Below are 25,631 nucleotides of genomic sequence, written 5' to 3'. Positions count from 1 at the left end.
GCCGGTCATGCGGCCGGCCAGCGGTCCCGTAGCTCAGCTGGATAGAGCACCGGCCTTCTAAGCCGATGGTCACAGGTTCGAATCCTGTCGGGATCGCCAATATCTTCAGGTCCATTCCGGACAGGTTCACTCGCCAGTCGCACAGGATTTTCCAACACATGACAGCGATGGGCGCGGCGGCATTGCTGATCCTGGTCCTGACCTATGCCGGCGTCGCAATCGGCAGGATACCCGGACTGCGCCTCGACCGGGCAGGGATCGCGCTGCTCGGCGGTGCGGCGATGATCGCCATCGGCGCGCTCGACATGGAGGACGCCTACCGCGCCATCAGCTTCGACACCATCACGCTTCTGCTCGGCATGATGATCGTCGTGGCGCATCTGAAAGTGTCGGGCGCCTTTCGCGCGCTCGGCGGCTTCGCCATCGAGCATGCGCATGCGCCGTTCATGCTGCTGGTGATGGTGACGCTGTTGACCGGCGTCCTGTCGGCGTTCCTGGTCAACGACGCCATCTGCCTGGTCATGGCGCCGATCGTCGTCCATGTCACCCGCGTCATCAACCGCAACCCGGTTCCCTATCTGATCGCCACCGCCACGGCCTCGAATTGCGGCAGCGTCGCCACCATCACCGGCAATCCGCAGAACATGGTCATCGGCGCGCTGTCGGGGATTTCCTATCCGGCCTTCTCGGCGGCGCTGGCGCCGGTCGCGGCGTTCGGCCTCGTCGCCGTCATCGGCATCATCCGCATCGTCTACCGCGCTGAATTTTCGCGCAAGGCCGAGCTCAGCCCCGAAGTCTATCGCGGCCGCATGCTGCCGGGGCAGGTGGTGAAGGCGGTGGTCGTCTGTGTCGGTTTGGCGGTCGCCTTCTTTGCCGGCGTTCCCGTTGCCAAGGCTGCGCTGATCGGCGGCGCCATTCTTCTTTTGACCCGCGCCATCAAACCTGAGCGCATCTATCGCGAGATCGATGGGCCGCTGCTGTTCATGTTCGCCGGGCTGTTCATCGTCGTCGCCGGAGCGGAGAAGACGCTGCTGACGCCCGACATCGTCGCCTCGGCAAAGGACCTCGGGCTGAATGATGTCTGGCGGCTGTCCGGCTTCACCGCAGTGCTATCCAACATCATGAGCAATGTCCCGGCCGTGCTGGCGCTGAAGCCGTTCGTGCCCGGACTGGAAAACCCCGAGCGGGCCTGGCTGGTCGTCGCCATGAGCTCGACGCTGGCCGGCAATTTCACGCTGCTCGGCTCGGTCGCCAATCTGATCGTTGCCGAGCACGCGCGGGTCTCCGGCAAACCGCTGGGCTTCATCGCCTTCTTCAAGGTCGGCCTGCCGTTGACGCTGGTCACGCTTCTTGTTGGGACGGCATGGCTGGCGGCCTAAAAGCGCGTCGCATTCGACCAGCCTCATGCGGCGCGCTTTAGGCTCTTGTTTATGCATGCCGTTATCGCAAAACCGCTGCACACTTTTGCGCGGCATGCATCAGCCAGTCAGGGCGACGTCACCGTCAGATGGCCTTTCATGTTGGGATGGAAGCGGCAGAAATAATCGACCGATTCCGCCTTCTTCACCGTCAGGCTCGCTGCCTTCTTCGGCGGGATCATCACTTCCCAGGCGCCGTTGACGGTTGCCGTGTGGGCGAACACGTCCTTGTTCACCCACCTGATCGTGTCGCCGACCTTCGCCTCGATCTTTGCCGGCGAAAACACAAGCTTCTCGATCGTCACCTCAATGGTGTCGGCCTTGGCCGGCGCGGCACCCATGGCCAGTGCCAGCGCAACCCACAGATGCCGCCTCGACATCATCGGCCCAATCCTCACTTCAGCATGCCGGCGACGTGTTCGGCGTGCTGTTCGTGGCCCTGGAATATTTTCAGGCCGGTTTCCAGCAGGCTTTTCAGCTCGGCATTGCTGGCCGACGGAATCAACAGTGTTTCGAGCGCGCCATTGACCTGCTTGTGATAGGCCACCTCGCTGGTGACATAGGCCTTGTCGAACGCCGCACCCTTGAGCTTGGCAAGCTTGGCACGTTCCTCGGCCGCTGCCTTGGTCAGCGCTTTGCTGGTCGGATTATCCTCAGGCGTGACCTTGAGCTTCTTGACCAGGTCGAGAGCCTGTTTGTTGACCGCCTCATGATCTCGCACCATGTCCTTGGCGAAATCCACGACCTCTTTGTTTTTCGATTTCTTCAGCGCCTGCTTGGCCGCCTCGACGTCAAGCACGCCCGCTGTGTAGGCGATATGTGCGATCTGCGGATCGGTCGGCTTGTCGGCAGCTTGCGACAAGGGCGCTGCGCTAAGCAGGAAAAATGCGGCCAGTGCCGCGGTCGGTCGAATAAACATGATGCTCTCCTTCGCCCCGACGCGGAACTGCATCGGGCTTCGTTTTCAGTGATGCTCATTGGATGCAGGTCGCCGCCAAACGTTCCCGCGAAAATCGGCGCGGCCTATCCGGAAAGACCAAGCCGCTGCATCACGGCATTGGTCAGCCGTTCGCAGCGCCGGCCCGCGAAGGGAAAGGCGTCGAGCAGCACCGGGCCGATCTGGTCGTCCAGCGCCTTGCGCACCAGCGCGCGGGCGCGGTGCAGCCGGGTCTTGATGGTTTCTGGTCGCACGCCAAGCAGTTCGGCGGTTTCCTCGATGCTCAATCCCTCGATGACGCGCGCCACGAATACCATCCGGTAGACATCGGGAAGACTGTCGGTTGCCCGTTCGACAAGCTCAAGGATCTGCCGTTGCGCCATCGTCCGCTCCGGATCGTCGCTCGGGTTGAGGGGAAACCGGATGATTTCGGCTTGCGGGTTTTCAGGCATCGCTACCATTCGCCGCCTTTTGCGCAAGCGGCCGAGCGCTTCGTTGATGACGATACGCGATAGCCACGTGGCGAGCGAGGCATCGCCGCGAAAGGCCTCGAGATGGGCAAAGGCGCTGACATAGGCCTCCTGGACGATGTCCTCGGCCTCGCTGTCGTTACGCACGACGCCTCGGGCGATGCGGTAGAGCCTTTGGTTGTGCGTCTTGATGATGGTGCGGAATGCATCGCCATCACGTGCCAGCGCGCGGCCGACAAGCTGCATGTCACCGGAAGCGGCGGGCGTTGCCGTCAACGCAGCAGGCATGGCCGATCTCCTGATAGGCTTCTCATCGGACATTGGATGAATCGGCCGACAAAAGGTTCCCGACCAATCCGCTGGCCGGCCTCGATCCGTTTCAAGCGCCGGCAGAGGCTATTCTAACGCCTCCACCACACCGGCGTCTCTATTTTGTAGACGCCGTGTCATCGGCTGATCGGTCGCCATGACATCGCTCAGGATCGCAATTTTTCCAGGCTGTTACGCCGATTTCCTGACTCAGTCTGGAAAGGTGCTGGCTCAGGCCTCAGCGGCCGCCGCCAGCCCGCGCGCCAGGTCGGCCTTCAAATCCCCGACATCCTCAAGCCCGATCTGCAGGCGCACCAGCGGCCCGTCATACGGGCCCTTGGCGATGGTGCGGTCGCCAAGGAATACCGGCACGGCAAGGCTCTCATAGCCGCCCCAGGAATAGCCGAGGCCGAAAAACTTCAACGCGTCGAGGAAGGCGTGCTGCTGCTTTTGTCCACCGCCCGCAAGAACGATCGAGAAGATGCCGCTCGATCCGCAAAAGTCGCGCTTCCAAAGATCATGGTCGGGATGGCTGGGCAGCGCCGGATACAGCACCTGCGCCACGCCCGGCTGGCCCTCCAGCCAGCCGGCGAGGGCAAGCGCGCTCTTTTGATGGTGCTCCAGCCGCACGCCCATGGTGCGCAGGCCGCGCAGCACCTGGTAGACGTCGTCCGGCCCCGCGCAGCAGCCCATCGTGTTGAACGTCTCGCAAAGCTGCTTCCAGCAGTCCGCATTGGCCGACACGGTGCCGAGCAGCACGTCGGAATGGCCGGCCGGGTATTTCGTCGCCGCGTGGATCGAGATGTCGACGCCGTGGTCGAGCGGGCGAAAGTAGAGCGGCGTCGCCCAGGTGTTGTCCATCATGACGATGGCGCCGACGGCGTGTGCTGCCTTGGCGATGGCCGGTATGTCCTGCACCTCGAAGGTGTTGGAGGCCGGCGATTCGGTGAGTACCACCTTGGTGTTGGGCCTGAGCAGCGCCGCAATGCCGGCGCCGATGCGGGGCTCGTAATATTCGACCTCGATGCCCAGCCGCTTCAGCATCGTGTCGGCGAAATTGCGGGTCGGATGATACACGGAATCGACGATCAGCAGATGATCGCCGGCCGACAGGAAGGCGAGCAGCGGCAGCACCACGGCCGCCAGGCCGGACGGCACCGCGACCGTGCCGGCGGAGCCTTCCAGCGCATCGATGGCGCTGGTCAGCGCATCGGTGGTCGGGGTGCCGCGCGTGCCGTAGGTGTATTTCTGGCTGCGCGCCGCCATTGTCGCGGCATTGGGATAGAGCACGGTCGAGGCATGCACGACCGGCGGATTGACGAAGCCGAAATAGTCATGCGGGTTGTTGCCGGAATGGGCGAGCCGCGTGTTGATGCCCATCTCGCTGCCGTCTTTTGCCATTGCTTTTTATCCCATGAGTAAGTCGTTAGCCATAGTGCGGCGGCATTGGCCGCGCAACCGCACCGCACTCGCCAGGCCAAGGTCTTGAATATGCCAATTCAGCAATGCGCCGTAGATCCTCTGGACGGCTGCCAGGTGCGCTTGGCAAGTCACGGTCCGACTTTGCCGGCTTTATTGGCGCGCTGACCAATTTGCGAGCGCGTTTGTCTGCAATTTCAGGCATTTCAGGCGGTTGGTTTTCAAAGTCTTTCGGATTTGGTCATTTCCCTTGACCTCACAGGAATAATCGCCTTCGATGTTGTTCGTGAATGGGAGGCAGCGCGTCGGTTACGATGCGGGATTCCGGTAATGGGCCGGGATACATAGCTGCGTTCACACGGGAAAAAGTCAGGTTCGCCTGGAAAAAACAGAAAAGGGTCTGTGGGTCATGAAACACATTGCAATCGGCGTTTTGGGCGCCGCCGCGTTTGGATTCGCGGCTTCGGCGGCTTCGGCGGCCACGCTCGACGATGTCAAGGCGAAGGGCTTCATCCAATGCGGCGTCTCGACCGGTCTGGCCGGCTTCTCGGCGCCGGACGACAAGGGTGAGTGGCAAGGCATCGACGCGGACTTCTGTCGCGCTGTGGCGGCCGCCGTGTTCGGCGATGGCACCAAGGTGAAGTTTACGCCGCTCAGCGCCAAGGAGCGGTTTACCGCTCTGCAGTCGGGCGAGATCGACATCCTGTCGCGCAACACCACCTGGACCATCAATCGCGACACCGCACTCGGCCTGAACTTCATCGGCACGACTTATTATGACGGCCAGGGCTTCATGATCAACGCCAAGAAGCTACCGGGCGTGAATTCGGCGCTGCAACTTTCGGGCGCGGCGGTCTGCGTGCAGAGCGGCACCACGACCGAGCTCAACCTTGCCGACTATTTCAAGTCGAACAAGATGGAGTACAATCCTGTCGTCTTCGAAAAGCTGGAAGAGGTTAACGCCGCCTATGACGCCGGCCGCTGCGACGTATACACCACCGACCAATCGGGCCTCTATGGCATCCGCCTGACGCTCGGTGCGCCGGCCGACCACGTCGTGTTGCCCGAGATCATCTCCAAGGAACCGCTTGGGCCGGCTGTACGCCAGGGCGACGACCAATGGTACCACATCGTCAAGTGGACCTATTTCGCGTTGCTCGACGCCGAGGAACTCGGCATCACCAAGGCCAATGTCGACGAGATGAAGAACTCGGACAGTCCCGAGATCAAGCGCGTGCTCGGCCAGGAAGCCGACACCAAGATCGGCACCGATCTCGGCGTCTCTAACGACTGGGTCGTCAACATCGTCAAGGCCGTCGGCAATTACGGCGAGATGTTCGAGCGCAATGTCGGCTCGGGCAGCCCGCTGAAGATCGCGCGCGGCATCAACGCGCTGTGGACCAAGGGTGGTCTGCAATACGCTCCGCCGATCCGCTGATCGAAAATGGATCCGGAAGGCAGATCGTCTGCCTTCCGGTCTCTCTTTCCAGGGGACTGTCGAATGGCATCGCAGGAAGTTCTTCGCGAGGAGCCAAGCCGCGGTTCCTTCATCAATGATCCTCGTGTCCGCGGTATATTCTTTCAAGCGTTGGTCCTCGTCCTGCTGGTAGCGGGGGTCTGGTGGGTTACCCACAACGTCATCGTCAATCTGACGCGCTTGCACATCGCTTCCGGCTTCGGCTTTCTCAAGGGCCGCGCCGGCTTCGACATCAGCGAAAGCGCCATCGCTTATTCGTCGGATTCGACTTATTTCCGAGCCATCCTGGTCGGCTTCATCAACACCGTGATCGTGGCCGTCGTCGGCATTATCACCGCCACCATCATCGGTTTCATCGTCGGCATCGGCCGACTGTCGCGCAACTGGCTGATCAGGAAGATCTGCACGGTCTATGTCGAGGTCTTCCGCAACATCCCGCCGCTGCTGGTCATCTTCTTCTGGTATTCCGGCGTACTCGCCGTGCTGCCGCCACCGCGCGAGAGCATCAATTTGCCGTTCGGCTCCTTTCTCAACCAGCGCGGCTTTTATTTTCCGCGCGCTGTCTGGGGCGAGGGCTCCTGGCTGATCCTGGTCGCCCTGCTCCTCGGCATTGCCATGGCCTGGTTCGTCGCCCGCAAGGCGCGGCAGCGGCAGATGGCGACGGGTCAGCCGTTCCCGGTGCTCTGGACATCCATAGCGTTGATCGTCGGCCTGCCGCTGCTGGCCTACGCGCTGAGCGGCTTTCCTCTGAGCTTCGAATTCCCGAAACAATCGACTTTCAACCTGGTCGGTGGCTTTCAGGTCAGACCGGAGTTCCTGTCACTCTATCTGGCGTTGTCCTGCTATACGGCCGCCTTCATCGCCGAGATCGTGCGCGCCGGCATCAGGGGCGTCAGCACGGGCCAGACCGAGGCGGCCGCGGCACTCGGGCTGCGCTCGGGATCGATCCTCAGGCTTGTCGTCGTGCCGCAGGCGATGCGCATCGTTATTCCGCCGCTGACCAGCCAGTATCTGAACCTGACCAAGAACTCTTCGCTCGCCATCGCCATCGGCTATCCGGACCTGACGGCGACTGCCGGCACTGTCTTGAACCAGACCGGGCAGGCGGTCGAAGGCGTGGTGATCATGATGGCTGTCTATCTCGCGCTCAGCCTGATCACGTCGGCGATCATGAACGTCGTCAATGCCAGGATGGCGCTGGTGGAGAGGTAGGGCCATGCAGGAACACGACATGTCCTGGGTGCGGACGGAGATGACGCTGGCGCAGCCGGCGCCGTCGAGCGAGCGTGGCCTCACCGCCTGGATCCGCAAGAACCTGATTGCCACCACGGGCGACACCATCTTGACCATCGTCGGCATCGCGCTGGTTGCCATGATCCTGCCGCAGATCGTCAATTGGGCTTTCATCAACGCCCAGTGGACGGGACCGGACCGCACGGTCTGCGCCACCGTGGCGCAGGGCGGCATCCAGTCGGACGGCTGGACCGGCGCCTGCTGGGCTTTCGTCAACGCCAAGTTCGGCCAGTTCATGTTCGGCACCTATCCTGTCGAGGAGCGTTGGCGGCCGATCGTGGTGGCCATCCTGTTCGTGGCACTGCTGGTGCCTTTGCTCATACCGCGCGTACCGCGCAAAGGGCTGAACGCCATTCTTCTCTTCCTGGCGCTGCCGGTCGTCGCCTTCGTTCTGCTGGTCGGCGGCATGTTCGGCCTGCCGCATGTCGAGACGTCGCGTTGGGGTGGGCTGCTGGTGACGCTCAGCCTGTCCTTCGTCGGCATTGCCGTGTCGCTGCCGATCGGCATCGTGCTGGCGCTCGGCCGGCGCTCGAACATGCCGATCGTCAAGCTGCTGTGCGTGATCTTCATCGAGACGGTACGCGGCATCCCGCTGATTACGGTGCTGTTCTTTGCCAGCGTGATGCTGCCGCTGTTCCTGCCGGCCGGCGTCAGCTTCGACAAGTTCCTGCGCGCGCTGATCGGCGTGTCGCTGTTTGCCGCCGCCTACATGGCCGAAGTGGTGCGTGGCGGCCTGCAGGCGATCCCCAAAGGCCAGTATGAGGGCGCCGATTCGCTCGGCCTCAGTTACTGGCAGAAGATGGGCCTGGTCGTCATGCCGCAGGCGCTGAAGCTGGTCATTCCCGGCATCGTCAACACCTTCATCGGCATGTTCAAGGACACCAGCCTGGTCATCGTCATCTCGATGTTCGACCTCCTCGGCATCGTCAAGCAGAACTTCTCCGACGCCAATTGGGCGACGCCGCAGACGGCCAGATCCGGCCTGGTGTTCGCGGCCTTCATCTTCTGGCTGTTCTGCTTCGGCATGTCGCGCTATTCAATGTACACGGAACGCCGTCTCGACACCGGCCACAAACGCTAAAAAAGGGGACCTTGTCATGGCCATAGAAAACGCCGTCAGCGCGGAAGAGATCAAGGTCAATGCCGCCAAGATGCACATTTCCACCACCGATGTCGCCATCGACATCATTGCCATGCACAAATGGTACGGCGAATTCCATGTGCTGAAGGACATCAATCTAAAGGTGATGCGCGGCGAGCGCATCGTCATCTGCGGCCCGTCGGGCTCCGGCAAATCGACGATGATCCGCTGCATCAACCGACTGGAGGAACACCAGAAGGGCAAGATCATAGTCGACGGCAAGGAACTGACCAACGATCTGAAGAAGATCGACGAGGTGCGCCGCGAGGTCGGCATGGTGTTCCAGCATTTCAACCTGTTTCCGCATCTGACCATCCTGGAGAATTGCACGCTGGCGCCGATCTGGGTGCGCAAGATGCCGAGGAAGCAGGCCGAGGAAATCGCCATGCATTTCCTCACGCGCGTCAAGATTCCGGAACAGGCCAACAAATATCCCGGCCAGCTTTCCGGCGGCCAGCAACAGCGCGTGGCGATCGCCCGCTCGCTGTGCATGAACCCGCGCATCATGCTGTTCGACGAGCCGACTTCGGCTCTCGATCCGGAAATGATCAAGGAAGTGCTGGAGACGATGGTCGGGCTGGCCGAGGAAGGCATGACCATGCTCTGCGTCACCCACGAGATGGGCTTTGCGCGCAAAGTCGCCAACCGGGTGATCTTTATGGATCAGGGTCAGATCGTCGAGCAGAACACGCCGGCCGAGTTCTTCGACCACCCGCGCCATGAACGCACGAAACTGTTCCTGTCGCAGATCCTGCACTGATCCTGTACGCCGGTTCGGGACAAGACCGGCGGACCGGGCTCTCTGTCTTGCTCGGGCCTTACGCGTATTCGACGAGCGGTGATGCTCGGGAGGATCTGCCCTTTGGTCGATGGCGAGCATCAGCAATTATCTTAGCACCCACAATCCTGCGACGATTGCCGCATATCGTGCAGCCTTGCCCAATGCGACAAGCATCACGAATATGCCGAGATGCATGCGGGCCGCGCCTGCCGCGACAGTGAAGGCGTCCCCGACGACCGGCAGCCAGGCGAATAGGAGCAGCCACGCGCCAAAGCGGCGAAAGCTCCGGCTGGCCCGCTGGTATCGTTCACGGGTGATGGGAAACCATCGCCTAGATTGCAGCGTATCGATGCCACGCCCCAGCGTCCAGTTCACCACCGAGCCGAGCGTGTTGCCGATTGTGGCGACCGCAAGCAGTAGCACCGGATCGCCACGGCCGCCGGCGATCAAGCCGGCGAGCACAACTTCCGACGAGACCGGCAAGATGGTTGCGGCTAGGAATGCGCTGGTGAACAGGGCGCCATAGATTGCCAGTGCAGCCACGTCGAGCGACCGGCTAGGCCTGCACGTCGACGACGCCCATCATGCCGAGCTGCTCGTGCTCCAGGATGTGGCAATGATACATCCTCCGCCCGGGGCGATCCTGGCGCAGCAAAAGCCGCATCGTTTCGCCGCGCGCCACGTTGACCGTGTCCTTCCAGGCGAGATAGGCCGGTTTCGAGACCTGCCCACCACGTTCGTGCTCGACCACTTGGAACTGCGTCCCATGAACATGGAACGGATGGTCCATGTCGGCCTTGTTGACGATTTCCCAGAGCTCGACCTGTCCTGTTTTCGACACCACGTCGATGCGGCCCATGTCGAACGCCGCGCTGTTGATCAGGAAGCCCATCTGCATATCCGTCGCGCTCATCGTCGTCGTTTCGGTGAACACGAAACGCCGGCTGACGGCAGGGGTGCCAAGTTGCGCAATTGGTCGAAGCTTTTCCGGCAGCGGAGGAAACGTCTCTGCAGGCGTGTCCAAAACATTGACCGTAAGCAATGTCAGGCCTGCATCGGCGGGGCGGCCTGCGCCCATCCAGCCGCGATCGTAGTCGAGCGTGCTCAGGGTGACGGGGCCGCGCTTCTCAAACGAGACGATCAGTTCAAGGCGTTCCGCCGGGCTGAGCAGGACATCCTTGGCTGCCACCGGCGCCTCCAGCAGACCGCCATCGGTGCCGATGATCGTCATGGGTGCGCCGTCGAAGGAGAGCCGCAAAAAGCGCGCGTTAGTCGCGTTGTAGAACCGAAATCGCCGCTTTGTTCCAAACGGGACGGATAGCGCGGGATTTTTTTGTCCATTGACCAGCACGTGATCGCCGACGCGCCCGTTCATCAAATCGACCATGGTGTTGTCCGGCATGGTGCCGTCGGCGGCAAGGCGAAGGTCTGTGAACATCAGCACAGTGTCGCCATACTCGGCCGGGATCGGGTCCGCCTTCGGCTTGACCACGAACGCGCCGGCAAGTCCGCGATAGACCTGCTCGGCCGTCTTGCCGTGCGGATGCGGATGATACCAGTACGACCCCGCGCTTCCTTCGGGCAGTTCGAAGCTGTAGGTGCGCTCCGTGCCCGTCGCAACGGGGTCCATAGGATTGCCATCCTGGTCAGCTGGAACCGGCATGCCATGCCAATGGATGGTGCTCGTCTCTTCAGGAATTCGGTTCGTGAATGCAATCTCGACACGGTCGCCTTCAGTCACCTCGATCAATGGCCCCGGGCTCATACCATTGTATCCAAGGATTGGCGTGTCGAGCCCTTCTGCAAAGCGAACCATGGCGGGTTCAGCCGTGAGGTTTGCTCTGAACAGGCGGGGCGCATTGGCTTCATTGGCTAGCAGCGGCAACTCGCGCAACGCCTGGCCCTCAGGCAGCATGGTCGCGCTTTTTGGTGCCGCGCCCATGTCGTGGCCCGCGTGCCCCATATCCATGCCGGGCATCTCGTCCATCTTCATCTGGGCGATGGCGCGCGGGCTGGCGAGAACCGTGGCAACGCCTGCGGCCAGAAAACAGCGTCGATCCATGTGTTGTCTCCGAGATTAAGGTCACGCGCGTCGGCACGCGGTGTAACTCACGTGGCACGCTCCGTAGCCAGGTTGACACTAGCCTCGGTCACGTCATGCCGCCGTCTTCAGCGCCTTTCAAGCGGGGCGACACAGGAGGCGGAGGTCATGCCCTCGATCCCAATCTGAATCGCGGGAGCGGAAACAGGCTCGGCTGGGGTTATGAGCGACAGCGTTCATGGGTTTGCAGCTCCAACTGGGTAACTGCGACACGATAAAGGTTCCCATCACGGGAAGGTCAAGGGGCAAATTTCGAGGGCTGCTTCGGCACGACAGCGATGATTTGGGCTGGCTCAAAAGCCCTTGACCTTCCTGTGATGGGAAGCCCCATAACAACCCCACTAGAGGAGAGCCGCAATGATAAGACTGACAGTTCCGGAGCTGCGGGCAGGCGTCATCAGATCAGTCGGTTACAACGAAAATTGGCCTGCCTGAACAGCGTACGGTCGGCGCGGATCATAAGCGCGCCAGCCGCGTTTGTTGCCATTAGGAGTTGTATAACAAGCCGAGTGGGCGAGTGCGGCGATAGGTCAAGGGTTCATCCTGATGCTCATCCAACCGATCGATTATTTCCTCGTCGTCTGGTTCGCGCTGGCGCTGGGTTCGACGCTTTATGTCGGCTTCGACCAATATCGCAACAATCCCGAGCCGGTGGTGATGAAATGGGGCTTCATCCTGGTCACCCTCTATATGGGTCCGCTCGGCTTGCTGCTCTACGTGCTCGCCGACAAGGAACCCCGACCGGACGAGCATGAGGTGTTCACCCGGCCGCTCTGGAAGCAGGGCGTCGGCTCCACCATCCACTGCGTCGCCGGCGATGCGACCGGCATCATTCTTGCCGCCGCCGTCACGGCGGCGCTCGGCCTGCCGATGTGGATCGACCTGATCGTCGAATATCTCGCCGGCTTTGCCTTCGGCCTGTTCATCTTCCAGTCGCTGTTCATGAAATCGATGATGGGCGGCACCTATTGGGAAAACGTACGCAAGAGCTTCCTGCCCGAGTTCATCTCCATGAACTTCATGATGGCCGGCATGGCGCCGGTCATGAGCTTCCTGATGATGGGCCGCGACATGCGCGCGATGGAACCGACGGAGCTGTTGTTCTGGGGCGTGATGTCGATCGGCGTCATCGCCGGCTTTGCGCTTGCCTACCCGACCAATGTCTGGCTGGTCGCCCGGGGGCTGAAGCATGGGCTGATGACACAGCGCGCGCAGGCAGCCGGCATCGATGGTCGAGAGCAGCCTGCAACGGGGCAACATGCGCAGATGCAAATGCAGCAGGCCGACGCCAGTGGCCATCGCGGACAGCGCCACGATATAGCTTCCCACAAAGGCAAAGGCGGCGGCCATCACATGGAGACAGATGCCACAACGCCGCAGGTGGCTGCCCTGGGTGCCGTCTCCCTGCTGGCGCTCGCCATCGGCATGATCGCGCCGGCGAACTGGCTGAACCTGACGCTGTCGGCACGCGACGTCGGCGGGGTGATCATGCCGCGAGGCATGATCATGGATCGCGACACGCCGGCTGATACGATGCGCGACATGGCCGCTACCGATCCACGCCTCGTGGCCGCCTCTTATGGCCTGACGGCAAGGGGCGACCAGGAACTGCCGTTTCGGATAGAGAATGGCATCAAGGTGTTCGAGCTCAGGCCTTCAGTGGTCCGCTGGCAGATCCTGCCGGACGTCGCGGTCGACGCCTATGCCTATAATGGCCAGATTCCCGGCCCGCGAATTCACATTCGCCAGGGCGATCGGGTCAGGATCAACGTCACCAACGGCCTGCCTGAGGAAACGACGGTGCATTGGCATGGCTTGATCCTGCCGAACCAGATGGATGGGCCGGCCGAGATCACCCAGGCGCCGATCGAGCCCGGCCAATCCTATTCATACGAATTCACCGCAACCCAGCACGGAACCTATTTCTACCACCCCCATGCCAAGCCGGACCGGACCCAGGCGCTCGGCCTCTACGGTGCGCTGATCATCGATCCCGCCAATCCTGCCGACGAGGTCGCGGCCGACGATGATTACGTCATCCAGCTTCAGGAATGGCTGGTGCGGGAAGGGCTGACCTACCCGTCGATGCCGATGGACGGCGGCATGCCGAATTTCTTCACCATCAACGGCAAGGCCTATCCCTCGACCGAGACGATCCCGATGAAGGTCGGCGAGACGCTCAAGGTGCGGTTCATCGGCACCAACAACGGCTTCATCCATCCGATGCATATCCATGGCGGACCGTTCGAGGTCGTTGCCCGCGACGGCGAGACGGTCCCCGCTTCGGGTCGTTTCCTTGCCGATACGATCAACGTCGGGCCGGGTCAGCGCTACGACGTGATCTGGAAGGCGCAGCGTCCGGGCAAATGGCTGATCCATTGCCACATCCCGCATCACACCACGAACAACAATGTCGAGGAGAAGGGCGGCGGCGGACTGATGGTCGTGATCGATGTGACATGACCGGCGTCGCCTTGGCGCGTTCCAGCCGCTGCACCGGACCGGACACCATGCAGTGGCTGAAACCATATTTTCTCTTAAGCTGATGTGATCTGCCAGACAGCGACGCCGGCAAGGGCGAGACCGGCGGCGCCCTCGATGGCCCGGGAGATGGTTCGAACAGCCGTGGCTGGCGCGCGAAAAACTGTACAAGCCGTTCCCGAAACACGATCGACAACACGGCGACGCAGGACAGCGTCAGCGCCACGCCGACCATCATGGTGATGGCAAACAGGACGCCCGCTGCCGGAACACCCCTGGACATCGCGAAAGTCATAGCGAAAAGCGTAAGCGGACATGGGATCAGGCCTGCCATGACGCCGACAGCCTCGCCCTCGTGCCTGTGGTGATGGCTGTGGCTCAAAGCGCGCCAGAGCATCCAGACGCCAATGAGGCCGAGCAGCCCGCGACTGATGTGCTCCAGAAGCGGAGCGCGGCCGACGCTGCCCAATGCTATTGAGACCAGTGGCAGCGAGAGAGCCGCAATCAGAACGGCAATCGTCACATGCGTGAACGATAGCGTGATAGATACGAGCAGACCACGCGAGACCTTCGCATCCGAACCGGCAAGATACGTCGCCAGGACGGCCTTGCTGTGCCCCGGCGTCAGCGCATGGGCAGCCCCGAACACGACGCCCATCGGCAGGAAGGCCATGAACGCCAGCCAATTGCCTCCGGCCGCAAGCAGCTTGATCTGTTCGCCGAGCGTCAGATAGATCGTGCGCTGAAATTCGACGAGCGTCTGGAACATCGGACGAGACTAGCAGAAAATCGGCGAGCGTCAGTGCATGTGGCCGTGGTCATGCGTGTGCTCGTGAGGATGGTCGTTCTCTCCACGTTCCGTTGAAAACCGCACATTCGCCTCTGCCAGGGCCGGCATATGCTGGGATAGTTCGTCCTTCAGCGCTGCGGCGATCTTGTTCGCCGCCGACAGCGGCAGGGTTTCGTCCGCGGCAATTGCGATGTCGGCGTGCAATCTATGACCGATCCAGCGCGCCTTGGCATCGACAATGCGCGCGCCCGGAACATGCTCGGCGGCATGTCGGATTTCGTCCATCACACCGGGTTCGATTCCATCCAGCATGCGGGTCAGCACCGAGCGGGCCGATTGCCAGACGATACCGAAGATCGCAATCGTGATCAGCAGACCGACGATCGGATCGGCCAAGGAAAAGCCGAACCAGACGCCGATGGCTCCGATGACCACGGCAAGGCTGGTAAGTCCATCTGTGCGGGCGTGGTAGCCGTCGGCAATCAGTGCCGCGCTGTTGATTTCCCGACCGACGCGGATACGGAACACGGCAACCGCCTCGTTGCCGAGGAAGCCGACAATGCCCGCCGCAGTCAGCCAGCCCAGGTGTGTCACCACTTGTGGATTGATCAGCCTGTCGATGGCTTGGTAGGCAGCGACTACAGCGCTGAACAGGATGATGAGCACGATGATGATGCCGGCCAGATCCTCGACCCGGCCCAAGCCATAGGTGAAGATCCGCGACGGCTTGCGCCGCGCCAGCACGAACGCAATCCATAGCGGGATCGCCGTGGTCGCATCGCCGATGTTATGGATCGTATCGGCCAGCAATGCCACGCTCCCCGACAACGCAACCACGACCATCTGCAATGCTGCGGTGATCGCCAGGATCACGAACGACCATTTGATTGCCCAGATGCCCCGGTCGGTGGTGGCAATTGTCGCGTCGATGACGCCATGGCTGTGACCGTGCGGACCGTGACCGCCGTGATGATGTGCGGCGTGCGAGCCGAACCCGAGCCATTCCAGAATGGGGGCTACGATGGCATTCACAGATATTTCGCCAGCTGCTTGAGTTCCGCCAGCGAGTTGCCGCCGGTTTCGACGCTGTCCGTCAGGCAATGCTCGATGTGATCGTTGATCAGCTCGCGCTTGGCGCTGCTGATGGCCCTTTCGACGGCATGAAGCTGCTGCGCCAGGTCAACGCAAGGGCGATGCGCCTCGATCATCGCCAGCACCGCCGCAAGGTGGCCTTGCGCGCGCTTCAGGCGCTTTATGATGGAAGGATGCGAGGCGTGGAGGTGATCTGACATGCTTGAGCATATCCTCCCGGGGAGGATACGCGTCAAGCTCTAAGTCAGCTGTGCAACTTTCGGAGGGGCTTCACCTTGAGCATTGCTTGTTCTATGCCTTTCCCATGAAGAAGCTTGCCCGTTTTCTTGGCCTGCTGGTCGTTGCAGCAGTCCTTGCGGTGGCGCTGGGCACGCTGCTGCCGCGCCCGCTCTGGCCGGCGGCCGTTGCCGATCCGATCGGCACAAGCCACCGTATCCTGGTGCTGCAAAATCCGATCCACACCGACATCGCCATCCCGGTCGACGACGATGTGCGCCGGCGCTTCCATTTCCTGGTCGATGCCGGCATTCCCGCCGACATGGCGGAGGTCCGCTACATCGTCTTCGGCTGGGGCGGCCGCGCCTTCTAGTCTAGAGACGCCGACCTGGTCGGAACTGAAGGCAGTGCCGGTGATGAAGGCGCTGACCGTCGATGCCTCGGTGATGCATGTCGACATTTCAGGCGACATCGCCGAGCCGCATCCCGACGTCGCCGGCTTCGACATCGGCGAGGAGCGGTTTACCGCGCTGCTCGATTACATTGCGGCAAGCTTCCGGCACGGACCCAACGGGGCCATGCCGATCGAGAATGCGGCGTATTCCCGTTTCGATCGTTTCTTCGAAGCCAATGGCCATTTCAACGCGCTGGTCGGCTGCAACACCTGGGCGGCGGCTGCACTGCGCACGGCCGGGCTGCGCACCGGCTGGTGGAACCCGCTGCCGGCCTCGCTCGGCCTTTCGATGCGGCTTTACAATTGACAAGGCGACTTAGGACCGCCGAGCGTCCAACGCCCGCCAGCCATAGAGCCAGTCGAGATCGGCGGCGAGTTTTTCGGGCGAGCGCATCGCCAGGAACAGGTTGCGGGCCATCGCCACCGGCCCGGCCGCATGCCAGGCGAGGCGGTTGACGACGCCGCGGCGGGCGACCTGGGCGACGCGCGGCCGCCGCGCCTGTTCCCAGGCGACAAGCGCGCTGCTGAGATCGGCAGGCGAGGTGGCAACGAAACCGGCAAGGGTTACCGCGTCCTCGATCGCCATCGCCGCGCCCTGTGCGGCAAACGGCGTCATCGCATGCGCCGCATCGCCGATCAGCGCGATCCCTTCCGGCGTCGTCCACCGCCGCTGCTCGACGGTGTGGATCGGCCATGCCGTCCATGGCGCGGCCTCGCTCGCCAGACGGACCAGCGCCGGCGCGGTACCGCGCATGGCGCTGGCGAGGCTGGCGGGGTTGGCATGCCCCGACCAGCCCTCGGCGATGCGCTTGCCCCTGGTGAAGGCCGCAAGGTTGAAGGCAGTGCCACGGCTGACCGGATAGGCGACCATGTGGAAGCCGGGATAGAGGAATGCGGTAACGCAATCGGGCGCACCGATCACCCTGAAGGCTTGTCCGGCGGGGCTGTCGGCGGCCACCGTGGCGCGCCAGGCAAGCTCGCCCGAAAACCGGCTTCTGCCGAATTCGGCCGCCTTGCGGGCCAGTTTTTCTCGCACCGACGACCAGACGCCATCGGCGCCGATCAGCAGACAGCCAGCCTCGACCGTGTCGCCATCAGCCGATGCAGTGACGGTAACACCTTTCGATCCGGCTGCGATGTCGGTCACCCGCGCGCCGGCGATCAGATCGATACCGGGCTGCTCCGAAACTCGCTGCATCAGCGCTGACTGCAGATCCGCGCGGTGGGCAACGAGATAGGGCGCTCCCCAGCGCGTTTCGGCCGCCTGGCCAAGCGGTACGCGCGCCAGCTTGCGCAGCGTGGCGGCATCCTTGAGCACGACCGCCTCCGGCCGCACCGCCGTCGCCAGCAGCCGATCGAGTACGCCGAGCTGCCGTAGGATGCGCGTCGCGTTGGGCGAAAGCTGGATACCGGCGCCGGCAGCCTCGAGGTGCTGCGCCTGTTCGAACAGTTTTATCCGATAGCCGCGCTCGGCGAAGGCCAGTGCCGCGGTCAGCCCGGCGACGCCCGCCCCGGCGATGACCACCTGCCGGGACTGCGTTTCCTGCATCAGGCTTGTCGCGGAAGAATCAGGCGGCCTGGTCGAGATAGAGGCAGCCCGGCGGCTGCGTTTCCAACGCCTTCAGCTTCGGCGAATAGCGATAGAGCGTCGAGCAATACGGGCAGACTTTTTCGTTGTCGTCGCCCATGTCGAGAAATACATGGGGGTGGTCGAAAGGCGGATTGGCGCCGGTGCACATGAATTCCTTGACGCCGATGTCGATTGCCGGATAGCCCGCATCGTTCTGGAAATGGGGAATGGAACCGCCTGCCATCGTCGTCTCCTGATCTTGTCGATTGCATCTGGATCATAACCCGTCTCTTTGCAAGATCGATGAAATGAAACTGTCGCAAAAGCCTGTCAGAGGATAAGTTAAGCCGGTTAAGGCTATGGTCGTCGAACGGTGTGGGAAGAGCGGAAACCATGAACGAACTGAAGCCGGTGCAGAACGAATTCATCACCGTCGAGGCGGCGAGCCGCGAAGGCGGCAATCCCGACCGCTTCGTCAACCGCGAGTTTTCCTGGCTGCAATTCAACCGGCGCGTGCTCGAAGAGTCGCTGAACGCCAACCATCCGCTGCTCGAGCGTGTTCGCTTCCTGTCGATATCGGCCGCCAACCTCGACGAGTTCTTCATGGTCCGCGTTGCGGGTCTTGCCGGCCAGGTGCGCGAGGGCATCGTGCTGAAGAGCCCGGACGGACGCACGCCCGAGCAGCAGCTCGAACAATTGCTGCGCGAGGTCGAGCGCCTGCAGGAGGACCAGCAGAAAAGCCTTTCGGCGCTGATGCTGCTGCTCGACAAGGAAGGCATCGAGAGCATCACCCGCGATGCGCTGAGCAAGGACGAGAAGATCTGGCTCGAGGACCATTTCCAGGAGCAGGTATTTCCGGTGCTGACGCCGCTGTCGATCGACCCGGCGCATCCGTTCCCGTTCATTCCCAATCTCGGTTTCTCGATGGCGTTGCAATTGCGCCACCGTAAGAACAGCGAGGAAATGAGCGCGCTTTTGCGCCTGCCGGTGGCGCTGAGGCGCTTCATCCGCTTGCCGGATCGCAAGCGCCATGTCCGCTTCATCCCGCTCGAGGAGGCGGTCGGTCTTTATATCGGCAAGCTGTTCCCGGGCTACGAGGTCAAGGGTTCCGGCACGTTCCGCATCATCCGCGACAGCGATATCGAGGTCGAGGAAGAATCCGAGGATCTGGTGCGCCTGTTCGAGACGGCGCTGAAGCGGCGGCGCCGCGGCTCGGTTATCCGGATCGAATTCGACCGGCTGATGCCGCCCGAACTGCGCGACTTCGTCGCCGGCGAGCTTGGCGTTTCGGCAAGCCGCATCAGCGTGCTCACCGGTCCGCTGGCGCTCAGCCAGATCTCGGAGATCGTCGCCGTCGCCCGCGACGATCTGAAATTCACCCCCTACAATCCCCGCTTTCCCGAGCGCATCCGCGAGCATGGCGGCGATTGTTTTGCCGCGATCCGCGAGAAGGACATCATCGTCCACCACCCCTACGAATCCTTCGACGTCGTGGTGCAGTTCCTGCGTCAGGCGATGGCCGATCCGGAAGTGGTAGCGATCAAGCAGACGCTCTATCGCACCTCCAACGACAGCCCGATCGTACGCGCTTTGGTCGACGCCGCCGAGGCCGGCAAGTCGGTGACCGCGCTGGTCGAGCTCAAGGCGCGCTTCGACGAGGAGGCCAACATCCGCTGGGCGCGCGACCTCGAGCGCGCCGGCGTCCAGGTGGTCTTCGGCTTTCTCGAACTGAAGACCCATGCGAAAATGTCGCTGGTGGTGCGGCGCGAGGACGGCAGGCTGCGCAATTACGTGCATCTCGGCACCGGCAACTACCACCCGGTCACGGCACGCATCTACACCGACCTGTCCTTCTTCACCACCGCCCCGACGATCGCGCGCGATGTCGCCCAGTTGTTCAACTTCATCACCGGCTATGCCGAGCCGGCCGAGCAGATGCGGCTGGCCATCTCGCCGTTCACGCTACGCGACCGCATCCTCCAGCACATTTCGGATGAGATCAGCCACGCGCTGGAGGGCAGGCCGGCCCGCATCTGGATGAAGATGAACGCCTTGGTCGACCCGATCGTCATCGATGCCCTCTATGATGCCAGCCGCGCCGGCGTCGAGATCGATCTCGTCGTGCGCGGCATCTGCTGCCTGAGGCCGCAGGTGCCCGGCCTGTCGGAGAACATAAGGGTGAAATCGATCGTCGGCCGTTTCCTCGAGCACAGCCGCATCTATTGCTTCGGCAACGGTCACGGCCTGCCCTCGGACGGGGCGATCGTCTACATCTCCTCGGCCGATCTGATGCCACGCAATCTCGACCGCCGCGTCGAGACCATGGTGCCGATCACCAATCCAACTGTGCATGAGCAGGTGCTCGGCCAGATCATGCTCGGCAACATCATGGACAACCAGCAAAGTTTCGACGTATTGGCTGACGGAACCTCCCGGCGCGTCGTGCTGGAGGAGGGCGAGGAACCGTTCAACGCGCAGGAATATTTCATGACCAATCCGAGCCTGTCCGGACGGGGCGATGCGTTGAAGTCGCATGCGCCCAAGCGCATCGCGCAGTTCAAGCGCCGCAAGAAACAGAACGCAGCGACGGGCTGATGATTTCAGCGTCCCAGGGCCGGCTTCAGGACCGCCGACCGCTGTCCATCATCGATATCGGATCGAACTCGATCCGTCTTGTCATCTATGAGGGGCTGGCGCGTTCGCCGACCTTGCTGTTCAACGAAAAGATGCTGGCCGGCCTCGGCCGCGGCATCGTTTCGACCGGAAAGCTCGATCCCGAGGCGGTGACGCGCTCGATGGAAGAGTTCCGCCGTTTCCGCGCACTCTCCGACCAGGCCGGCGCCGAGCGCATATATGTGCTGGCGACCGCCGCCGCTCGCGAGGCCGTCAACGGCCCCGACTTCATCCACCGCGCCGAGGATGTGCTCAAGACCGAGATCCAGGTGCTGAGCGGCCGCGAGGAAGCCCATTATTCGGCGCTCGGCGTCATCTCCGGTTTCCACCCGGCCAACGGCATTGCCGGCGACCTTGGCGGCGGCAGCCTCGAACTGATCGACATCGATGGTGAGACGATCGGTGACGGCATCACGCTGCCGTTGGGCGGCTTGCGCCTGCAGGACATGGCGAAGAACTCGCTGACCCAGGCGGCAAGGATCACGCGCGACCAACTGGCGCGGGCGAAATTGCTGAAGGGCGGGCAGGGCAGGACCTTCTACACGGTCGGCGGCACCTGGCGAAATCTCGCCCGGCTACACATGGAAATGACCAACTACCCGCTCGGCGTCATGCACCATTACGAGATCGGCATCGAAAGCGCCGCGAACTTCCTCCGGCAGGTTGCCAAGGCCGAGATCGACAAGATCAAAGGCATCGAGGGCATCTCCAAGAACCGCCGCTCGCTGCTGCCCTATGGCGCCATCGTGCTGCAGGAGATCATGGCGGCGATGCAGCCGTCGAAGATCATCGTGTCGGCGCTGGGCGTGCGCGAGGGCTTTCTCTATTCGCTGCTCGACAAGGCCGAGCAGAAAGCCGATCCGCTGATCTCGGCGGCGGAAGAGCTTGCCCGCCTGCGCTCGCGCTCGGTCGACCACGCGCATGAGCTTGTCGAGTGGACCGGCAAGGCGTTCGCCGCCTTCGGCATCGACGAGACCAGGGATGAGGCGCGCTACCGCCACGCCGCCTGCCTGCTCGCCGATATCGGCTGGCGTGCCCATCCCGAATATCGCGGCAAGCAATCGCTCAACATCATCGCCCACGCCTCCTTCATCGGCGTCGATCATCCCGGCCGCGCCTTCCTGGCGCTTGTCAGCCTGTTTCGCCACGAGGGCGTGTTCAATGAAGCCGCTCCGGAAATCCGCGGACTGGCGACACCGCGCTATCTCGAGCGCGCCCGCGTCTTGGCGGCGCTGCTGCGCGTCGTCTATCTCCTGACGGCGGCAATGCCCGGCGTCATGTCGCGACTGAAATGGGAAAACCGCGGCAATGGCGTGCTGGCGCTGGTGCTGCCGGCAGCGCTGGCCGATCTTTACGGCGAGCGGCCCGCCGGCCGGCTGGCACAACTGGCAAGGGTGACCAACCGTCGGCTGGTGCTGGCGGTCGAGGGCGGGCCTAGTGTTTCGGTGAAGTAGCTTCAGGCGCGGCACTGAAATGGATGCCAATCGCGACGACTGCACGCTGAGGGGAAGAAGATCGTGAAATCCAGTCAAATCCTGCCGCTGCTGCTTTCCGTCCTGTCATTGTTGATTGTCGACGCGGCCAGAGCTCAGACGGTTTCCAAGGTTTCCGTTGCTGCAAAAGGCGCGTTTGAGTTTGAGAAGAGTTATCCAAAAGGCGCAGACGGCAAAACACCATTCAATCTGCTCAAAGGTTTTTTAAAACCTAAAAGTGGGCAAAAGATAAATTACTTTGTATTTAGAATAAGCGACGAAATGATCAAATTTCAAAGATCGATTTCGATGAACACGTTTTTTGCGGACGTTAATCTCTGTCCTGGCGCTGTCGATCGAACTCTGTCCGTTCATCAGCCCCTCGGCAACTTTCTTGACCCTGTCGTGGGCCGAACCGACCTGTTGCCATACCTGAAGAGGGCAAGCCTGATCCAATTGCGTAACTACCTGTATGTCGCGATTGACAGCAATCTTCGGAGCTACTCCCCCAAGGGCGCAGATCAATATGGATATGAATGGCTGCCGATCGCGGTGGAAAGCAGACTGGTTTGCCTGACCATCAGCGTCGGTCAAATGGGGCATGGCGCCTTTCTCTCTCAGCCCATAAACATAACCAGGCTTGCGGAGTTCGTCTTTCTCGACAGCAAATGAGCCGAGCCGGGCGGCAGCTTAGCCAGTCCCTGCAGCCATCCGGCCGTCGGCCGACCATGCACCCGCGCCAGCCATCGCCAGCGCCAGAAAACCGCCTGATATCGCGATGTCCTTCATCAGCATCTGCGAATGCATGAAGGTCAGCGTCGGATCGCCGCCGCCCTGGCCATAGTGGCCGATGAACGCTGTCGCGACGCAAAAGGCGGCGAGCAGCAGCGCCACGATCGGCGTCTTGAGGCCGACGAGGATGAGCAGCCCGGCGATCAGTTCGAACAGCCCGGTGCCCCAGGCAGCCAGCGTCGGCAGCGGCAGGCCGAGGCCGGCGAAATAGCCGGTCGTGCCGGCAATGTCGGCAAGCGCATGGAAGCCGGACGGCACGAACAGTGCGGCGAACATTAGTCGGGAAAGCAAAAGCAGCGCATTGCGGGGCATGGCAACCTCCGTTGTCGGCCGGGTGGCCAAGAGCCCCGATCCTAGCAGAATTCCGGTCAGCGGACCGACAGGCACAAACGACAACGAAAAAGGGGCGCGGAAAATTCCGCGCCCCTTTGTTCAGGAAATGCTGGGCTGCTTCAGCCGCGCTTGGCGTCGATTGAATACGCGCCTGGGCCCGAGGAGGCGAGCACGACGAAGCCGCCGGCAATGCCGAGGTTCTTCATGAAATTGATCATCTGCATCTGATCGGCCCAGCCGGTGTGGGCGACCAGCGCGGTGGCGACGGTGAAGATCGCCATTACCCAGCCGACGATCCGGGTCTGGAAGCCGACGAGGATGGCCAGGCCGCCAAGCAGTTCGATAAGGCCGACGACAATGGCGGTCACCATCGGCAGCGGCAGGCCGAGGCTGCCGAAATAGCCGGCCGTGCCGGCAATCGCCGTCAGCTTGCCGAAACCGGAAAGCAGGAAGATGACCGAAAGCAGGATGCGGCCGAGCAGGATCGTGCCCGAGGCGCCGGAGGCGGTGCCGGAACCGGCAAACGAAGTGTTGGTGGACGTGTTGGTGGACATGCGTAACTCTCCAGAAGGGTTTGGCCAAACGGCTTGGGATACCCGTCTAGTTAGCGCAGGCCGACTGTTCACCAAAGATGCCAGATTGGTTACGGATTGTTCACCCAGGTAACGTTTTCGCGATCAACTTACCCTGGGTGCGTCATGTCCTCCGGCCGCACCAGCCGCTCATAATCGGCTTCGCTGACCAGCCCGGTGGCCAGCGCTTCCTCGCGCAGCGTTGTGCCGTTCTTGTGCGCCGCCTTGGCGATCTTGGCGGCGTTGTCATAGCCGATCGTCGGCGCCAGCGCCGTCACCAGCATCAGCGAACGGTCGAGCGCTGCCTTGATGTTGTCTTCGCGGGCCTCGATGCCGACGACGCAATTGTCAGTGAACGACACCGAAGCGTCGGCCAGCAGCTGCACCGACTGCAGGAAACAATAGGCCATCAGCGGATTGTAGACGTTGAGTTCGAAATGGCCCTGGCTGCCGGCGAAGCTGATCGCCGCATTGTTGCCGAAGACCTGCACGCAAACCTGCGTCATCGCTTCGCACTGGGTCGGGTTGACCTTGCCCGGCATGATCGACGAGCCCGGTTCGTTTTCCGGCAGCGACAATTCACCGAGGCCCGAACGCGGGCCGGAACCGAGCAGACGGATGTCGTTGGCGATCTTGAACAGCGCCGCCGCGCAGGCATTGATGGCGCCGTGCGAGAAGACCATGGAATCATGGGCGGCAAGCGCCTCGAACTTGTTCGGCGCGGTGACGAAATCGATGCCGGTGATTGCGGCGATGCGCGCCGCCACCTTTTCGGCAAAGCCGACCGGTGCATTGAGGCCGGTGCCGACCGCGGTGCCGCCCTGTGCCAATTCCTGCAGGCCGGGCAGCGTCATCTCGATGCGCTTGATCGAGTAGGCGACCTGCGCCGCATAGCCTGAGAATTCCTGGCCGAGCGTCAGCGGCGTCGCGTCCTGTGTATGGGTGCGGCCGATCTTGACAATATGGGCGAAAGCCTTGGTCTTGGCGTCGAGTGCCGCATGCAAATGTCTTAGCGCCGGCAGCAGGTCGTGAATGATGCGCTCGGCGCAGGCGATGTGCATTGCCGTCGGATAGGTGTCGTTCGACGACTGGCTCATATTGACGTGGTCGTTGGGATGCACCGGCTTCTTTGATCCCATGACACCGCCCAGAAGCTCGATTGCCCGGTTGGAGATCACCTCATTGGCGTTCATGTTGGACTGCGTGCCCGAACCGGTCTGCCAGACGACCAGCGGGAAATGCTCGTTGAGCTTGCCGTCGATGACCTCCTGGGAGGCCTCGATAATGGCCTTGCCGATTGCCGGATCGAGCCGCTTCAGCTCCATATTGGCCTCCGCTGCCGCCCGCTTGACGATGCCCAGCGCCCGCACGATCGAGGCAGGTTGTTTCTCCCAGCCGATCTTGAAATTGGCCAGCGAACGCTGCGCCTGCGCGCCCCAATAGCGGTCGGCGGCGACCTCGATGGGACCGAACGTGTCGGTTTCGGTTCTGGTCTCTGGCGCGCTCACGTGTCTCTCCGGTTTGCAATTTGCAATCGGCGTATCGCGTTGCACAAATGCCTTCAAGCGGAGATTGCGGGTGACGGGAATGCAAATCGGTTGAAGGTGCTGGCAATCTCCCCACTTGAGGGGGAGATGTCGCCGAAGGCGACAGAGGGGGTCGGTAGGTCTTGACGCAACTCCCATAGCGGACGGAACAGGCTGGTGTTCCACGCGAGACGACCCCCTCTGTCCTGCCGGACATCTCCCCCTCGAGGGCAGGGGAATCGCATATGGCGATTTTGGGGTTGAGTTTAGGCTGAGAAAGGATTCTTTGGAGAGGCAGTTGAGCGAAGGAGCGA

Annotated in this window: 22 protein-coding genes, 1 tRNA gene and 2 pseudogenes; 11 read left to right on the top strand and 14 right to left on the bottom strand. The window is 62.2% G+C overall.

The genetic code is table 11. From position 1 onward, the window contains the following. Positions 1 to 22: 22 nt before the first annotated feature. Positions 23 to 99, top strand: a tRNA-Arg gene (locus NKH16_RS25435). Positions 100 to 158: 59 nt separating this feature from the next. Next, positions 159 to 1,379, top strand: a complete 1,221-nt coding sequence (locus tag NKH16_RS25430) for an anion transporter (protein WP_352747310.1) — start codon at positions 159 to 161, stop codon at positions 1,377 to 1,379. Between the two features lie 107 nt (positions 1,380 to 1,486). Here NKH16_RS25430 and NKH16_RS25425 read toward each other — a convergent pair whose 3' ends face one another. The 4 genes from NKH16_RS25425 to NKH16_RS25410 form a co-directional block, all read right to left on the bottom strand. Continuing rightward, the gene (locus NKH16_RS25425; RefSeq protein WP_352747391.1) at positions 1,487 to 1,798 is read right to left on the bottom strand and encodes a cupredoxin domain-containing protein; all 312 of its coding nucleotides are present in this window, start codon (positions 1,796 to 1,798) and stop codon (positions 1,487 to 1,489) included. 14 nt (positions 1,799 to 1,812) lie between these two features. Beyond that, positions 1,813 to 2,337 carry a DUF4142 domain-containing protein gene (locus tag NKH16_RS25420; RefSeq protein ID WP_352747308.1) on the bottom strand — a complete coding sequence of 175 codons (525 nt, stop codon included), beginning with the start codon at positions 2,335 to 2,337 and terminating at the stop codon, positions 1,813 to 1,815. Positions 2,338 to 2,441: 104 nt separating this feature from the next. Next, positions 2,442 to 3,113 carry an RNA polymerase sigma factor gene (locus NKH16_RS25415; protein ID WP_023677637.1) on the bottom strand — a complete coding sequence of 224 codons (672 nt, stop codon included), beginning with the start codon at positions 3,111 to 3,113 and terminating at the stop codon, positions 2,442 to 2,444. Positions 3,114 to 3,365: 252 nt separating this feature from the next. Further along, positions 3,366 to 4,535, bottom strand: a complete 1,170-nt coding sequence (locus NKH16_RS25410) for a cystathionine beta-lyase (protein WP_352743417.1) — start codon at positions 4,533 to 4,535, stop codon at positions 3,366 to 3,368. A gap of 427 nt (positions 4,536 to 4,962) precedes the next feature. On the opposite strand from NKH16_RS25410, the gene NKH16_RS25405 reads away from it, so the two are divergent. The 4 genes from NKH16_RS25405 to NKH16_RS25390 all read left to right on the top strand — a co-directional run bounded on the left by NKH16_RS25405 (position 4,963) and on the right by NKH16_RS25390 (position 9,224). Next, on the top strand, positions 4,963 to 5,991 hold the full coding sequence (locus NKH16_RS25405; RefSeq protein ID WP_254820740.1) for an amino acid ABC transporter substrate-binding protein: 1,029 nt from the start codon (positions 4,963 to 4,965) through the stop codon (positions 5,989 to 5,991). A 63-nt stretch (positions 5,992 to 6,054) separates the two neighbouring features. After that, entirely contained in the window at positions 6,055 to 7,242 is a 1,188-nt protein-coding gene (locus tag NKH16_RS25400; RefSeq protein WP_352452783.1) for an amino acid ABC transporter permease, read from the top strand. Positions 7,243 to 7,246: 4 nt separating this feature from the next. Further along, entirely contained in the window at positions 7,247 to 8,404 is a 1,158-nt protein-coding gene (locus NKH16_RS25395; protein WP_352452782.1) for an amino acid ABC transporter permease, read from the top strand. Positions 8,405 to 8,474: 70 nt separating this feature from the next. Then, positions 8,475 to 9,224, top strand: coding sequence for an amino acid ABC transporter ATP-binding protein (locus NKH16_RS25390; RefSeq protein WP_031194215.1), 750 nt, complete (start codon positions 8,475 to 8,477; stop codon positions 9,222 to 9,224). A gap of 126 nt (positions 9,225 to 9,350) precedes the next feature. Here NKH16_RS25390 and NKH16_RS25385 read toward each other — a convergent pair whose 3' ends face one another. Together NKH16_RS25385 and NKH16_RS25380 are read right to left on the bottom strand one after the other, a co-directional pair. After that, the gene (locus NKH16_RS25385; protein WP_352743421.1) at positions 9,351 to 9,788 is read right to left on the bottom strand and encodes a YqaA family protein; all 438 of its coding nucleotides are present in this window, start codon (positions 9,786 to 9,788) and stop codon (positions 9,351 to 9,353) included. A 13-nt stretch (positions 9,789 to 9,801) separates the two neighbouring features. Continuing rightward, positions 9,802 to 11,238 carry a multicopper oxidase family protein gene (locus NKH16_RS25380; protein WP_352747306.1) on the bottom strand — a complete coding sequence of 479 codons (1,437 nt, stop codon included), beginning with the start codon at positions 11,236 to 11,238 and terminating at the stop codon, positions 9,802 to 9,804. A gap of 654 nt (positions 11,239 to 11,892) precedes the next feature. Here NKH16_RS25380 and NKH16_RS25375 point away from each other — a divergent pair. Beyond that, the gene (locus tag NKH16_RS25375; protein WP_352747304.1) at positions 11,893 to 13,809 is read left to right on the top strand and encodes a multicopper oxidase domain-containing protein; all 1,917 of its coding nucleotides are present in this window, start codon (positions 11,893 to 11,895) and stop codon (positions 13,807 to 13,809) included. Positions 13,810 to 13,883: 74 nt separating this feature from the next. On the opposite strand, the pseudogene NKH16_RS25370 reads toward NKH16_RS25375, so the two are convergent. From NKH16_RS25370 to NKH16_RS25360, 3 genes and pseudogenes are all read right to left on the bottom strand, one after another. Beyond that, positions 13,884 to 14,596: pseudogene (locus NKH16_RS25370) on the bottom strand (HoxN/HupN/NixA family nickel/cobalt transporter). Positions 14,597 to 14,626: 30 nt separating this feature from the next. Further along, positions 14,627 to 15,649 carry a cation diffusion facilitator family transporter gene (locus NKH16_RS25365; protein ID WP_502894987.1) on the bottom strand — a complete coding sequence of 341 codons (1,023 nt, stop codon included), beginning with the start codon at positions 15,647 to 15,649 and terminating at the stop codon, positions 14,627 to 14,629. Continuing rightward, positions 15,646 to 15,909, bottom strand: coding sequence for a metal-sensing transcriptional repressor (locus NKH16_RS25360; protein WP_023719742.1), 264 nt, complete (start codon positions 15,907 to 15,909; stop codon positions 15,646 to 15,648). Before NKH16_RS25360 ends, NKH16_RS25365 begins: the two co-directional genes overlap by 4 nt. Positions 15,910 to 16,013: 104 nt before the next feature. Here NKH16_RS25360 and NKH16_RS25355 point away from each other — a divergent pair. Further along, positions 16,014 to 16,686, top strand: a pseudogene (locus NKH16_RS25355) (TIGR02117 family protein). A 9-nt stretch (positions 16,687 to 16,695) separates the two neighbouring features. Here NKH16_RS25355 and NKH16_RS25350 read toward each other — a convergent pair. Together NKH16_RS25350 and NKH16_RS25345 are read right to left on the bottom strand one after the other, a co-directional pair. After that, the gene (locus tag NKH16_RS25350; protein WP_352747301.1) at positions 16,696 to 17,928 is read right to left on the bottom strand and encodes an FAD-dependent monooxygenase; all 1,233 of its coding nucleotides are present in this window, start codon (positions 17,926 to 17,928) and stop codon (positions 16,696 to 16,698) included. 19 nt (positions 17,929 to 17,947) lie between these two features. Further along, on the bottom strand, positions 17,948 to 18,193 hold the full coding sequence (locus tag NKH16_RS25345) for a zinc-finger domain-containing protein (protein WP_023677627.1): 246 nt from the start codon (positions 18,191 to 18,193) through the stop codon (positions 17,948 to 17,950). A gap of 149 nt (positions 18,194 to 18,342) precedes the next feature. Here NKH16_RS25345 and NKH16_RS25340 point away from each other — a divergent pair, with 149 nt between their 5' ends. From NKH16_RS25340 to NKH16_RS25330, 3 genes are all read left to right on the top strand, one after another. Further along, on the top strand, positions 18,343 to 20,544 hold the full coding sequence (locus NKH16_RS25340; protein ID WP_352747300.1) for an RNA degradosome polyphosphate kinase: 2,202 nt from the start codon (positions 18,343 to 18,345) through the stop codon (positions 20,542 to 20,544). After that, positions 20,544 to 22,076, top strand: coding sequence for an exopolyphosphatase (ppx, locus tag NKH16_RS25335; protein ID WP_352747298.1), 1,533 nt, complete (start codon positions 20,544 to 20,546; stop codon positions 22,074 to 22,076). The genes NKH16_RS25340 and ppx overlap by 1 nt, the downstream gene beginning before the upstream one ends. Before the next feature lie 63 nt (positions 22,077 to 22,139). Further along, on the top strand, positions 22,140 to 22,766 hold the full coding sequence (locus tag NKH16_RS25330) for a hypothetical protein (RefSeq protein ID WP_352747296.1): 627 nt from the start codon (positions 22,140 to 22,142) through the stop codon (positions 22,764 to 22,766). A gap of 18 nt (positions 22,767 to 22,784) precedes the next feature. On the opposite strand, the gene NKH16_RS25325 is transcribed toward NKH16_RS25330, so the two are convergent. From NKH16_RS25325 to fumC, 3 genes are all read right to left on the bottom strand, one after another. After that, a complete protein-coding gene (locus NKH16_RS25325; protein ID WP_352452771.1) occupies positions 22,785 to 23,198 on the bottom strand; it encodes a DoxX family protein in 414 nt (137 codons plus the stop codon). A 140-nt stretch (positions 23,199 to 23,338) separates the two neighbouring features. Beyond that, positions 23,339 to 23,773, bottom strand: a complete 435-nt coding sequence (locus NKH16_RS25320; RefSeq protein WP_352452770.1) for a DoxX family protein — start codon at positions 23,771 to 23,773, stop codon at positions 23,339 to 23,341. A 128-nt stretch (positions 23,774 to 23,901) separates the two neighbouring features. Then, the gene (gene fumC, locus NKH16_RS25315) at positions 23,902 to 25,299 is read right to left on the bottom strand and encodes a class II fumarate hydratase (RefSeq protein WP_352902483.1); all 1,398 of its coding nucleotides are present in this window, start codon (positions 25,297 to 25,299) and stop codon (positions 23,902 to 23,904) included. Between the last annotated feature and the right edge of the window lie 332 nt (positions 25,300 to 25,631).

The sequence above is a fragment of the Mesorhizobium sp. M1307 genome (genome assembly GCF_040318155.1).
GTDB lineage: Bacteria > Pseudomonadota > Alphaproteobacteria > Rhizobiales > Rhizobiaceae > Mesorhizobium.
This window is presented reverse-complemented; position numbering and strand designations above follow the sequence as displayed.

Coding starts and splice junctions, on each gene's coding strand:
- NKH16_RS25430 (WP_352747310.1), top strand. CDS start 159: ATGACAGCGATGGGCGCGGCGGCATTGCTGATCCTGGTCCTGACCTAT.
- NKH16_RS25425 (WP_352747391.1), bottom strand. CDS start 1,798: ATGTCGAGGCGGCATCTGTGGGTTGCGCTGGCACTGGCCATGGGTGCC.
- NKH16_RS25420 (WP_352747308.1), bottom strand. CDS start 2,337: ATGTTTATTCGACCGACCGCGGCACTGGCCGCATTTTTCCTGCTTAGC.
- NKH16_RS25415 (WP_023677637.1), bottom strand. CDS start 3,113: ATGCCTGCTGCGTTGACGGCAACGCCCGCCGCTTCCGGTGACATGCAG.
- NKH16_RS25410 (WP_352743417.1), bottom strand. CDS start 4,535: ATGGCAAAAGACGGCAGCGAGATGGGCATCAACACGCGGCTCGCCCAT.
- NKH16_RS25405 (WP_254820740.1), top strand. CDS start 4,963: ATGAAACACATTGCAATCGGCGTTTTGGGCGCCGCCGCGTTTGGATTC.
- NKH16_RS25400 (WP_352452783.1), top strand. CDS start 6,055: ATGGCATCGCAGGAAGTTCTTCGCGAGGAGCCAAGCCGCGGTTCCTTC.
- NKH16_RS25395 (WP_352452782.1), top strand. CDS start 7,247: ATGCAGGAACACGACATGTCCTGGGTGCGGACGGAGATGACGCTGGCG.
- NKH16_RS25390 (WP_031194215.1), top strand. CDS start 8,475: ATGCACATTTCCACCACCGATGTCGCCATCGACATCATTGCCATGCAC.
- NKH16_RS25380 (WP_352747306.1), bottom strand. CDS start 11,238: ATGAAGATGGACGAGATGCCCGGCATGGATATGGGGCACGCGGGCCAC.
- NKH16_RS25375 (WP_352747304.1), top strand. CDS start 11,893: ATGCTCATCCAACCGATCGATTATTTCCTCGTCGTCTGGTTCGCGCTG.
- NKH16_RS25360 (WP_023719742.1), bottom strand. CDS start 15,909: ATGTCAGATCACCTCCACGCCTCGCATCCTTCCATCATAAAGCGCCTG.
- NKH16_RS25350 (WP_352747301.1), bottom strand. CDS start 17,928: ATGCAGGAAACGCAGTCCCGGCAGGTGGTCATCGCCGGGGCGGGCGTC.
- NKH16_RS25345 (WP_023677627.1), bottom strand. CDS start 18,193: ATGGCAGGCGGTTCCATTCCCCATTTCCAGAACGATGCGGGCTATCCG.
- NKH16_RS25340 (WP_352747300.1), top strand. CDS start 18,343: ATGAACGAACTGAAGCCGGTGCAGAACGAATTCATCACCGTCGAGGCG.
- ppx (WP_352747298.1), top strand. CDS start 20,544: ATGATTTCAGCGTCCCAGGGCCGGCTTCAGGACCGCCGACCGCTGTCC.
- NKH16_RS25325 (WP_352452771.1), bottom strand. CDS start 23,198: ATGCCCCGCAATGCGCTGCTTTTGCTTTCCCGACTAATGTTCGCCGCA.
- NKH16_RS25320 (WP_352452770.1), bottom strand. CDS start 23,773: ATGTCCACCAACACGTCCACCAACACTTCGTTTGCCGGTTCCGGCACC.